Below are 9,987 nucleotides of genomic sequence, written 5' to 3'. Positions count from 1 at the left end.
CCCCCCCCCCCCCCCCCCCCCCCCCCGGGCCTGCTGGGCGACGGCCGCGGGGCGGCCGAGGTGAACCCGCTGCGCGACCCGAGGGACAAGCGGCTGTCCCGCATCGCCGGCCCCTCGTGCCTCGTGATGTTCGGGGTGACCGGCGACCTCGCCCGCAAGAAGCTCCTGCCCGCCGTCTACGACCTCGCCAACCGCGGCCTCCTGCCGCCGGGCTTCTCGCTGGTCGGCTTCGCCCGTCGCGAGTGGGCCGATGAGGACTTCGCCAGCGTCGTCCACGACGCCGTGCGGGACCACGCGCGGACGCCGTTCCGCGAGGAGGTGTGGCGCCAGCTCGCCGAGGGCCTGCGCTTCATCCCCGGCGAGTTCGGCGACGACGCGGCCTTCGACGAGCTGGCACGGACGGTCCGCGACCTGGACGCCGCGCGGGGCTCGGGCGGCAACGTCGCCTTCTACCTCTCGGTCCCCCCGTCGAGCTTCCCCGTCGTCTGCGAGCAGCTCGACCGCTCGGGGCTGGCCCGCGCCGACGATGGCTCCTGGCGCCGGGTCGTCATCGAGAAGCCCTTCGGGCACGACCTCGCGTCGGCGCGGGAGCTCAACGCCGTGGTGGAGCGGGTCTTCCCGTCGGACTCGGTGTTCCGCATCGACCACTACCTCGGCAAGGAGACGGTCCAGAACCTCCTGGCCCTCCGCTTCGCGAACGAGCTCTTCGAGCCGACCTGGAACGCCCACCACGTCGACCACGTGCAGATCACGATGGCCGAGGACATCGGCATCGGCGGGCGCGCCGGCTACTACGACGGCATCGGTGCCGCCCGTGACGTCATCCAGAACCACCTGCTGCAGCTGCTCGCGCTGACGGCGATGGAGGAGCCGGTCTCCTTCGACGCCGCGGACCTGCGCGCGGAGAAGGAGAAGGTCCTGTCCGCCGTCCGGCACCCGGCCGAGGGTCTCGACGCCTCCACCGCCCGGGGCCGCTACGCCCCCGGGTGGCAGGGCGGGCGCGAGGTCCGCGGCTACCTCGAGGAGGACGGGATCCCGCCGGGCTCGACCACCGAGACCTTCGCGGCGGTGAAGGTGGAGATCGACACCCGCCGCTGGGCGGGCGTGCCCTTCTACCTGCGGGCCGGCAAGCGCCTCGGCCGCCGGGTCACCGAGATCGCCGTCGTGTTCCGCCGTGCGCCGCACCTGCCCTTCGAGCAGACGGCGACCGAGGAGCTGGGGCAGAACGCCCTCGTCGTTCGGGTGCAGCCGGACGAGGGCGTGACGCTGCGCTTCGGCTCCAAGGTCCCCGGGACCGCCATGGAGGTGCGCGACGTGACGATGGACTTCGGCTACGGCCACGCCTTCACCGAGTCCAGCCCGGAGGCCTACGAGCGCCTCATCCTGGACGTCCTGCTGGGCGACCCGCCGCTGTTCCCGCGGCACGAGGAGGTCGACCTGTCCTGGCGCATCCTCGACCCGGTCATCGAGCACTGGGCCGCCGCGGGCGTCCCGGAGACCTACCCGTCGGGCAGCTGGGGCCCCGAGAGCGCCTTCGCGATGATGGCGCGCGACGGCCGCGAGTGGAGGCGCCCGTGATCATCGACCTGCCCTCGACGTCGACGAGCGCGCTCAACCGCCGCCTCGTCGACCTGCGCGAGACGGGCGGCGCGATCGCCCTCGGACGCGTCCTCACGCTCGTCATCGCGACCGGTGACGAGGGCGCCGAGGAGGCCATCGCGGCCGCGAACGACGCCAGCCGCGAGCACCCCTGCCGCGTGCTCGTCATCGCCCGGGGCAGCCGCCGCGGCGCCAGCCGGCTCGACGGCCAGATCCGCGTGGGCGGGGACGCCGGTGCGAGCGAGGTCGTCGTCGCGCGGCTGTACGGCGAGCTGGCCCGCCACGGCGACGCGGTCGTCGTGCCGCTCCTGCTCCCGGACGCCCCCGTCGTCGTCTGGTGGCCGGGCGAGCCGCCCGCCGTCCCGGTGGACGACCCCCTCGGTGCCATGGCGCAGCGGCGCATCACCGACTCCGGCGCCGCCCGCCGTCCGCTCAAGGCGCTGCAGGCGCTCGCGGCCGGCCACGCCGGCGGTGACACCGACCTCGCCTGGAGCCGGCTGACGCTGTGGCGGGGCCTGCTCGCCGCCGCGCTGGACCAGCCGCCGCACGACCCGGTGCTGACGGCGAGCGTCACCGGCGCCGAGGACTCCCCCAGCACCGACCTGCTCGCCGCCTGGCTCGGGCTCGCCCTGGACTGCCCGGTGACGCGCGTGCGCAGCTCCAGCGGGACCGGCATCGTCGGGGTGCGCCTCGAGCGACGCAGCGGCGACGTCCAGCTCGTCCGGCCCGAGGGGGCCACGGCGCTGCTGACGGCGCCGGGCCAGCCGGAGCGGCAGGTCTCGCTCCCCCGCCGCAGCGTGCGCGACTGCCTCTCCGAGGAGCTGCGCCGTCTCGACCCCGACGAGGTCTACGGCGAGGTCCTCACGGACGGCCTCGGCCGCCTCGGCCGGGCACGGCGCCTCACGGAGTCCGCGGCGGAGCACCGCGGCACCGGCGTGTCCCGCAGCGCGGCGCGCACGCGGCTCTCGCAGCGCGAGCGCGAGGGACGCGAGCACGCGGCCGCCGTGGAGGCGGCCGAGCCGCAGGACGCACCGCCGACCGACGAGGCGACGGACGACTCCGAGGTGGTCACCACCTCCCCGCAGGCCCCCGCCGACGCCGTCGAGCAGGCACCGTCCGCCGCGGCGGACGAGGTCGTCCGGGCCGCGCCCGGAGCGGGCTCGTGACCCCCGGGGGGGACCCCGGGCAGGGCGTCGGGGACGTGGAGGTCGCCCTGCACGAGGACGCCGAGGACCTGGCCCGCACGACGGCCGCCCGGCTGATCTCCGCCGTGGCCGACGTCCTGGGCAGCCGTCCCGCACCGGCGCCCGTGCACGTCGTGCTCACCGGCGGGCGGGTCGGCGGGCGCACGCTCGAGGCGGTCGCCGCGGCGGTCGGGACGGAGGAGGACGACCCTGCGGACGTCGCCGAGGACCCCACCGCGGCGCTGGACTGGTCCCGCGTGCACCTGTGGTTCGGGGACGAGCGCCTCGTCGAGGCGAGCAGCGACGAGCGCAACGACGCCCAGGCCCGGGCCGCGCTCGGCCGGGCGCCGCTGCTGGCGGCCGTGCACTGGCACCCCATGCCCTCGGCCGACGACGGGCTCGCGCCGGTCGACGCCGCGGCACGCTACGCCGCCGAGCTGGCCGAGCACGCCGAGGACCTCGGGGACCCCGAGGTCGACGGGGACGGACGGCGCAGCCCGGGCGTGCCGGCGTTCGACGTGCTGATGCTGGGCGTGGGGCCCGACGGCCACGTGGCGTCACTGTTCCCGGGGCGCCCCACCCTGGGCACGCCGGAGGTCGCCGTCGTGGTCGAGGACGACGCGCCCAAGCCGCCGGCGCTGCGGCTCAGCCTCGGGCTGGACGCGATCCGCTCGGCGGTCGAGGTCTGGCTCGTCGTGGCCGGCGACGACAAGGCCCGGGCGGTCGCACGGGGGCTCGACGACACCGAGGACGTGCAGCGCACCCCGGCGGTCGCGGCCCGCGGTCGCCGGGCCACCCGGTGGCTCGTGGACCGCGGGGCGGCGTCCCGGCTGGCCGGCGACGGCGGCTGACCCGGACGCCGAGAGACCCGTACCCCCGGGGGGGTGCGGGCCTCTCGGCGTCCGACGTCAATCCCGTCGGGCGACGCGGTCCGTCAGGGCACGAGGCGTCGCGCCCGCAGCGACTCGAGAGCCTCCTCGAGCAGCGCCGCCCCGTCGGCGTCGTTGCGCCGCTCCTTCACGTAGGCGAGGTGCGTCTTGTAGGGCTCGTTCCGCAGGGCCTGCGGCGGGTTGGCGCGGTCCTGGCCGGCCGGCAGCCCGCAGCGCGGGCAGTCCCACGTCTCGGGGACCGGGACGCCCGAGTCCTGAGCGAAGCTCGGACGGACCTCGTGCCCGTTCGCGCACCAGTACGGCACGACGACGCGGGGCGCGCTGTCGCCGCGCTCCGCCTCCCCCATCGGCCCGGCGCCGACCCGGCTGCCGCGGATCGCGTTTCCTCCCGCCACGTGGTCCCTCCTCGCTCGTGCGCCTGCGCGCTGTCCTGGTGCTGGTGGTCGTCGTCGCGGGCGGCGCCCGCGGTCCGCCCTGCCGGGGCGGTCGTCCGTCGTCCGGGCCAGGCCCGGTCCGGAGGTGGCGGCTAGAGCGTCGGGTCGAAGCGCTCGACCAGACCGAGGAGGACCACGACGGCCGCCCACACGAGGGCCATGCCCACGGTGAGCCGGTTGAGGTTCCGCTCGGCGACGCCGGAGCTGCCGACGCTCGCGGACATGCCCCCGCCGAACATGTCCGACAGGCCGCCGCCCTTGCCCTTGTGGAGCAGCACGAGCAGCACCTGGAAGAGCCCGGTGATGGCGAGGAGGACCAGCAGGACGATCCTCAGGACGTCGATCACGGCGGTGCTCCCCCTCGCGGGTGCTCGCGGCGGTGGGCCGCGTGCTCGGTGGTCCGGCGCGGGCGCCGGCGGCGGTCAGGTCGTGCTGGCGCAGGGCCCGACGTTCCCGCGGTCCGGCTGCGCGGCGCCCAGGGTACGGGACCGGGCGCCCCGTCCTGGTCCGACGGCACCGGACGGCCCGCACGGGCCCGGGCGTCGCCCCGGTCAGCGACCGCCGTGGTGGTGCTGGTAGCGCACGATGGCGGCGAAGTCCGCCGGGTCCAGGCTCGCGCCGCCGACGAGCGCTCCGTCGACGTCCGCCTCGGCCATGACGGCCGCGACGTTGCCCGGCTTCACCGAGCCGCCGTAGAGCACCCGGACCCCGTCGGCCGCCTCGTCGCCGAAGGTCTCCCGCACGCGCGCACGGATCGCCCCGCAGACCTCCTGGGCGTCGGCCGGCGTCGCGACCTCCCCGGTGCCGATGGCCCAGACGGGCTCGTAGGCGACGACGAGCCCGGCGACGGCGGCCGCGTCCAGCCCGGCGAGCGAGCCGTCCACCTGGGCGAGCACGTGCTCGACGTGGCGGCCGGCCTGGCGGACGTCGAGACCCTCCCCCACGCAGACGACGGGGGTGATGCCGTGCCGCAGCGCGGCGGCGGCCTTGGCGGCCACGACGTCGTCGGTCTCGTCGTACGCCTCGCGCCGCTCGCTGTGGCCGACGACGACGTAGGAGCAGCCGAGCCGGGCGAGCATGGCGCCCGAGACGTCACCGGTGTGCGCGCCGGAGTCGTGCGGGGAGAGGTCCTGGGCCCCGTACCGCAGGGCGAGGGAGTCGCCGTCGACGAGCGTCTGCACGGTGCGCAGGTCGGTGAAGGGGGGCACCACGACGACCTCGACGGACGTCGGGTCGTGCTTGGCGTCCTGCAGCGTCCACGCCAGCTTCTGGACCGTGGAGGCCGCCTGCAGGTGGTCGAGGTTCATCTTCCAGTTGCCCGCCATGAGCGGGGTACGGGGGGCGCCGGGGCCGCCCGCGGGTGCTGCTGCCACTGCTCAGCCCTCCAGAGCCTGCAGGCCGGGGAGCTCCTCGCCCTGGAGGTACTCCAGGCTCGCCCCCCCACCGGTCGAGATGTGCCCGAAGTCGTCCTCGGACAGGCCGAGCGCCCGCACCGCGGCCGCCGAGTCGCCCCCGCCGACGACCGAGAAGGCGTCCGAGCCGGCGATGGCCTCGGCGACCGCCCGGGTCCCCGCGGCGTACGGCTCCATCTCGAAGACGCCCATGGGGCCGTTCCAGAAGACGGTGCCGGCCCCCGCGAGGGCCTCGGCGAACGCGGACGCGGACGCGGGCCCGATGTCGAGGCCCATCCGGTCCGCGGGGATCGCGTCGACCGGCACGACCGCGTGCTCGGCGTCGGCGGAGAAGGCGGTCGCCGCGACGACGTCGGTCGGCAGGACGACGTCCACGCCGCGCTCCGCCGCGGTCGCGAGGTAGCCGCGGACCGCGTCCAGCTGGTCGGCCTCGAGCAGGCTCGTGCCGACGTCGTGGCCCTGGGCGGCGAGGAACGTGAAGACCATGCCGCCGCCGACGAGGATCCGGTCGGCCCGTCCCAGCAGCGCCTCGATGACGCCGAGCTTGTCGGAGACCTTCGAGCCCCCGAGCACGACGACGTACGGCCGCGCCGGCTCGCCCGTCAGCCGCTGCAGCACCTCGACCTCCGCGAGGACGAGGCCGCCCGCGGCCGACGGCAGGTGCCGCGGCACGTCGTAGACCGAGGCGTGGCGGCGGTGGACGGCGCCGAAGCCGTCGCCGACGTAGGCGCTCGCGCCGTCGGCGAGGTCACGGGCGAAGCGGCCCCGCACGTCGTCGTCCTTGGACGTCTCGCCCGGCTCGAAGCGGAGGTTCTCCAGCAGCAGCAGCTCGCCGTCGCCGAGGGCGTCGGCCTCCTCCCGTGCGGAGCTCCCCACGACGTCGGTCGCGAACCGGACGGTCACGCCCGGCAGCAGCTCGCGGACCCGCTCGGCGACCGGCGCCAGCGAGTACCGCTCCTCCGGCGCCCCCTTCGGCCGGCCGAGGTGGGCGCACACGACGACCTTCGCGCCGACGTCGAGCAGCCGCTGCCACGTCGGCAGCGAGGCCCGGATGCGGCCGTCGTCGGTGATGCGGCGGGAGCCGCCCTCCTGCGCGAGGGGGACGTTGAGGTCGCTGCGGACGAGGACCCGCTTGCCCGCGAGCCCGTCGACCTGCTCGGCCAGCTGGTCGAGGTCCCTCACAGGCTCGAGCCGACGAGGGTGGTGAGGTCGACGAGGCGGTTGGAGTAGCCCCACTCGTTGTCGTACCAGCCGACGACCTTGACCTGGTCGCCGATGACCTTGGTGAGGCCCGAGTCGAAGATGCACGACGCCGGGTCCTGCGTGATGTCGGCCGACACCAGCGGGTCGGTGGAGTACCTCAGGTACGGGCCGAGGGCGCCGTCCGCGGCGGCCTTCACCGCGGCGTTGACCTCCTCGACGGTCGTCTCGCGGCCGACGGTCACGGTGAGGTCCGTCGCCGAGCCGACCGGCACCGGCACGCGCAGCGCGTAGCCGTCCAGGCGCCCCTTGAGCTCGGGCAGGACGAGGCCGATCGCCTTCGCCGCGCCCGTCGAGGTGGGGACGATGTTCAGCGCGGCCGCGCGGGCCCGGCGCAGGTCCTTGTGCGGGCCGTCCTGGAGGTTCTGGTCCGCGGTGTAGGCGTGCACCGTCGTCATCAGGCCCTGCTTGATGCCGAACTCGTCGTGGATGGCCTTGGCCATCGGGGCGAGGCAGTTCGTCGTGCAGGAGGCGTTGGAGATGATCGTGTGCTGCGCCGGGTCGTACTGGTCGTGGTTGACGCCCATGACGACGGTGACGTCCTCGTCGGAGGCGGGCGCCGAGATGATGACCTTCTTCGCGCCCGCCTCGACGTGCGCGCGGGCCTTCGACGCCGCCGTGAACAGCCCGGTGGACTCCACGACGACGTCGGCGCCCAGGTCGCCCCAGGGCAGGTCGCCCGGGTTGCGCTCGGACAGCACGCGCACGTGCCGGCCGCCGACCGTGATGCCCTGCTCGTCCGCGGAGACGTCCTCGGCGAGACGCCCGAGCGTCGAGTCGAACTTCAGCAGGTGCGCCAGGGCGTTGTTGTCGGCGAGGTCGTTGACGGCCACGACCTCGACGTCGGCCCCGGACGCCAGCGCGGCGCGGAAGAAGTTGCGGCCGATGCGGCCGAAGCCGTTGATGCCCACGCGGATGGTCACGTCGAGTCTCCTGAGCGGTCGGGGGCCCGCGGGGGAGCGGGCGGACGGTCGGTGCTGCTCGGCTGGCCGGGCCGCCGGGCGCGACGGGTGCCACCGCGGTCGGTGGTCCTGCCCGCCCGGGCGCGGCCCTCGCCGCCGACCCTAGGGGATGCCGCCCCGACGGTACGGGGTGACCCGCCCCCGGATGTGATGCGGGTCACACGTGCCGGCGCGCCTGACGCCGTGGTCTCAGACCTCGAGCATGTCCGGCGTGAGGCCGGCCTCCGTGCCGGGGACGCCGGTCTCGGCCGCGCGGCGGTCGGCCATGGCGAGGAGCCGGCGGATCCGGCCGGCGACGGCGTCCTTGGTCATGACGGGGTCGGCCATGGCGCCCAGCTCCTCGAGCGACGCCTGGCGGTGCTCGCAGCGCAGCCGCCCGGCGACGAGCAGGTGCTCGGGGACGTCGTCGCCGAGGATCTCCAGCGCCCGCTCGACCCGGGCCCCGGCGGCCACGGCGGCGCGGGCCGAGCGTCGGAGGTTCGCGTCGTCGAAGTTCGCGAGGCGGTTGGCCGTGGCCCGCACCTCCCGGCGCATCCGCCGCTCCTCCCACACGAGGACCGCGTCGTGGGCGCCGAGGCGGGTCAGGAGGGCGCCGATGGCGTCGCCGTCGCGGACGACGACGCGGTCGACGCCCCGCACCTCGCGGGCCTTGGCGGCGACGCCGAGCCGGCGCGCGCTGCCGACGAGCGCCAGCGCGGCCTCGGGGCCGGGGCAGGTGATCTCCAGCGACGCGCTGCGGCCGGGCTCGGTGAGCGAGCCGTGCGCGAGGAAGGCGCCCCGCCAGGCGGACTCGGCGCAGCACGCCGCGCCGCCCACGACCTGCGGCGGCAGCCCGCGCACGGGCCGGCCGCGGCCGTCGAGCAGGCCGGTCTGGCGGGCGAGCGCCTCGCCGTCCCGGACGACCCGGACGACGTAGCGCGTGCCGCGGCGCAGCCCGCCCGGCGACAGGACGACGACGTCGCAGGAGGCGCCGAAGACCTCGGTGACGTCCTTGCGGAGCCGGCGGGCGGCCGCCCCGGTGTCCAGCTCGGCCTCGACCACCACGTGCCCGGAGACGATGTGGAGGCCCCCGGCGAAGCGCAGCACCGCCGAGGTCTCGGCCTTGCGGTCGCAGGAGCGGGTGACGGGGAGGCGGCTGAGCTCGTCCTTGACCTGCGCCGTCAGTGCCATGCCCCCATCCTCGCACCGCCCCGTCGGTCCCCGGGCGGTGCGGCGGCGCCCCGGTGCCCGGCAGGCTCGGCGCCCTCGAAGGCGTCGCGGAACGCGGCCGCCAGGCGCAGCGGGTCGTGGACCTCGGCCGCCGAGGAGCGCGCCACGTGGCGCAGGACGAGCTGCGCGCCGAGGTCGGCGCAGACCGCGGAGAGGGCCTCCGCGGCCTCGACCCCCACCGAGCGCGGGTCCGCCACGACGGCGTCCAGCCGCAGGTCCGGCGCGTGCCGGGCGAGCGCGGCGAGGTGGTCGGCGGGCGTGAGACCCGCGGTCTCCGCCTGGCTGGAGGTGAGGTTGAGCACGACGCAGCGGCGGGCCCGGGTGCCGGTGAGGGCCTCCGCCAGCTCGGGCACGCACAGGTGCGGCATCACGCTCGTGAACCACGACCCCGGCCCGAGCACGACCCAGTCCGCCTCGAGCACCGCCTCGACCGCCTCGGGGCAGGCGGGCGGGGACGCCGGGTCCAGGCGCACGTCCCCGATCCGCCCCGTCGCGGTCGCGAGGGCCACCTGGCCGCGCACGACCCGGGCGGCGCCCCCGTCCGGCGGCGCGACGTCGCCCTCGACGACGAGCGGGACGAGCGACATCGGCAGCACCCGCCCCCTGGCCCCGAGCAGGTGGGCGATCCAGTCCAGCCCCGCCACGGTGTCGCCGAGCAGCTCCCAGAGGGCGACGATGAGCAGGTTGCCGACGGAGTGCCCGCGCAGGTCGCCGCGGCCGGAGAAGCGGTGCTGCACGACGTCGCGCCAGGTGCTCCCCCAGTCGGCGTCGTCGCAGAGGGCGGCCAGCGCCATCCGCAGGTCCCCGGGGGGCAGGACCCCGAGCTCCTCGCGCAGGCGCCCGCTGGAGCCGCCGTCGTCCGCCACCGTGACGACGGCGGTGAGGTGCTCGGTGAGGTGGCGCAGGGCGGTCAGCGAGGCCGACAGCCCGTGCCCGCCGCCGAGGGCGACCACGGAGGGCGAGGCGGTGACCCCCTCCCCCGGCACGCGCCCTGCCGCGGGCGGCGCGGCGGGCAGCGCCCCGGTGGCCGGCGCCGT

The 9,987-nt window shown here is 76.4% G+C and carries 10 protein-coding genes; 3 read left to right on the top strand and 7 right to left on the bottom strand.

Translation table 11 applies throughout. The features are described from left to right. Positions 1-60: 60 nt before the first annotated feature. Genes zwf through pgl form a run of 3 tightly spaced genes read left to right on the top strand, consistent with a single transcriptional unit; the run spans position 61 to position 3,634 of the window. Positions 61-1,578 carry a glucose-6-phosphate dehydrogenase gene (gene zwf / locus WDZ17_RS05665; RefSeq protein ID WP_339574160.1) on the top strand — a complete coding sequence of 506 codons (1,518 nt, stop codon included), beginning with the start codon at positions 61-63 and terminating at the stop codon, positions 1,576-1,578. Next, on the top strand, positions 1,575-2,765 hold the full coding sequence (locus tag WDZ17_RS05660; RefSeq protein WP_339574159.1) for a glucose-6-phosphate dehydrogenase assembly protein OpcA: 1,191 nt from the start codon (positions 1,575-1,577) through the stop codon (positions 2,763-2,765). Before zwf ends, WDZ17_RS05660 begins: the two co-directional genes overlap by 4 nt. After that, positions 2,762-3,634 (top strand): 6-phosphogluconolactonase, encoded by an 873-nt coding sequence (gene pgl, locus WDZ17_RS05655; RefSeq protein ID WP_339574158.1) that lies wholly within the window; start codon positions 2,762-2,764, stop codon positions 3,632-3,634. The genes WDZ17_RS05660 and pgl overlap by 4 nt, the downstream gene beginning before the upstream one ends. 83 nt (positions 3,635-3,717) lie before the next feature. On the opposite strand, the gene WDZ17_RS05650 is transcribed toward pgl, so the two are convergent. From WDZ17_RS05650 to WDZ17_RS05620, 7 genes are all read right to left on the bottom strand, one after another. Continuing rightward, a complete protein-coding gene (locus WDZ17_RS05650; protein WP_339574157.1) occupies positions 3,718-4,068 on the bottom strand; it encodes an RNA polymerase-binding protein RbpA in 351 nt (116 codons plus the stop codon). A 131-nt stretch (positions 4,069-4,199) separates the two neighbouring features. Continuing rightward, entirely contained in the window at positions 4,200-4,451 is a 252-nt protein-coding gene (gene secG / locus WDZ17_RS05645; RefSeq protein WP_422631845.1) for a preprotein translocase subunit SecG, read from the bottom strand. Between the two features lie 207 nt (positions 4,452-4,658). Beyond that, positions 4,659-5,432: a triose-phosphate isomerase gene (gene tpiA / locus WDZ17_RS05640; protein ID WP_422631844.1), complete on the bottom strand. Its 774-nt coding sequence runs from the start codon at positions 5,430-5,432 to the stop codon at positions 4,659-4,661. Positions 5,433-5,483: 51 nt separating this feature from the next. Further along, on the bottom strand, positions 5,484-6,701 hold the full coding sequence (locus tag WDZ17_RS05635) for a phosphoglycerate kinase (protein ID WP_339574154.1): 1,218 nt from the start codon (positions 6,699-6,701) through the stop codon (positions 5,484-5,486). Then, positions 6,698-7,702 (bottom strand): type I glyceraldehyde-3-phosphate dehydrogenase, encoded by a 1,005-nt coding sequence (gene gap / locus WDZ17_RS05630; RefSeq protein ID WP_339574153.1) that lies wholly within the window; start codon positions 7,700-7,702, stop codon positions 6,698-6,700. Before gap ends, WDZ17_RS05635 begins: the two co-directional genes overlap by 4 nt. A 228-nt stretch (positions 7,703-7,930) precedes the next feature. Continuing rightward, positions 7,931-8,911, bottom strand: coding sequence for a DNA-binding protein WhiA (gene whiA, locus WDZ17_RS05625; protein ID WP_339574152.1), 981 nt, complete (start codon positions 8,909-8,911; stop codon positions 7,931-7,933). Then, a complete protein-coding gene (locus tag WDZ17_RS05620; RefSeq protein ID WP_422631843.1) occupies positions 8,902-9,966 on the bottom strand; it encodes a gluconeogenesis factor YvcK family protein in 1,065 nt (354 codons plus the stop codon). The genes whiA and WDZ17_RS05620 overlap by 10 nt, the downstream gene beginning before the upstream one ends. Positions 9,967-9,987 lie beyond the last annotated feature (21 nt).

The sequence above is a fragment of the Pseudokineococcus basanitobsidens genome (assembly GCF_037482545.1).
Classification (GTDB): Bacteria; Actinomycetota; Actinomycetes; order Actinomycetales; family Quadrisphaeraceae; genus Pseudokineococcus; species Pseudokineococcus basanitobsidens.
This window is presented reverse-complemented; position numbering and strand designations above follow the sequence as displayed.

Coding starts and splice junctions, on each gene's coding strand:
- tpiA (WP_422631844.1), bottom strand. CDS start 5,432: ATGGCGGGCAACTGGAAGATGAACCTCGACCACCTGCAGGCGGCCTCC.
- whiA (WP_339574152.1), bottom strand. CDS start 8,911: ATGGCACTGACGGCGCAGGTCAAGGACGAGCTCAGCCGCCTCCCCGTC.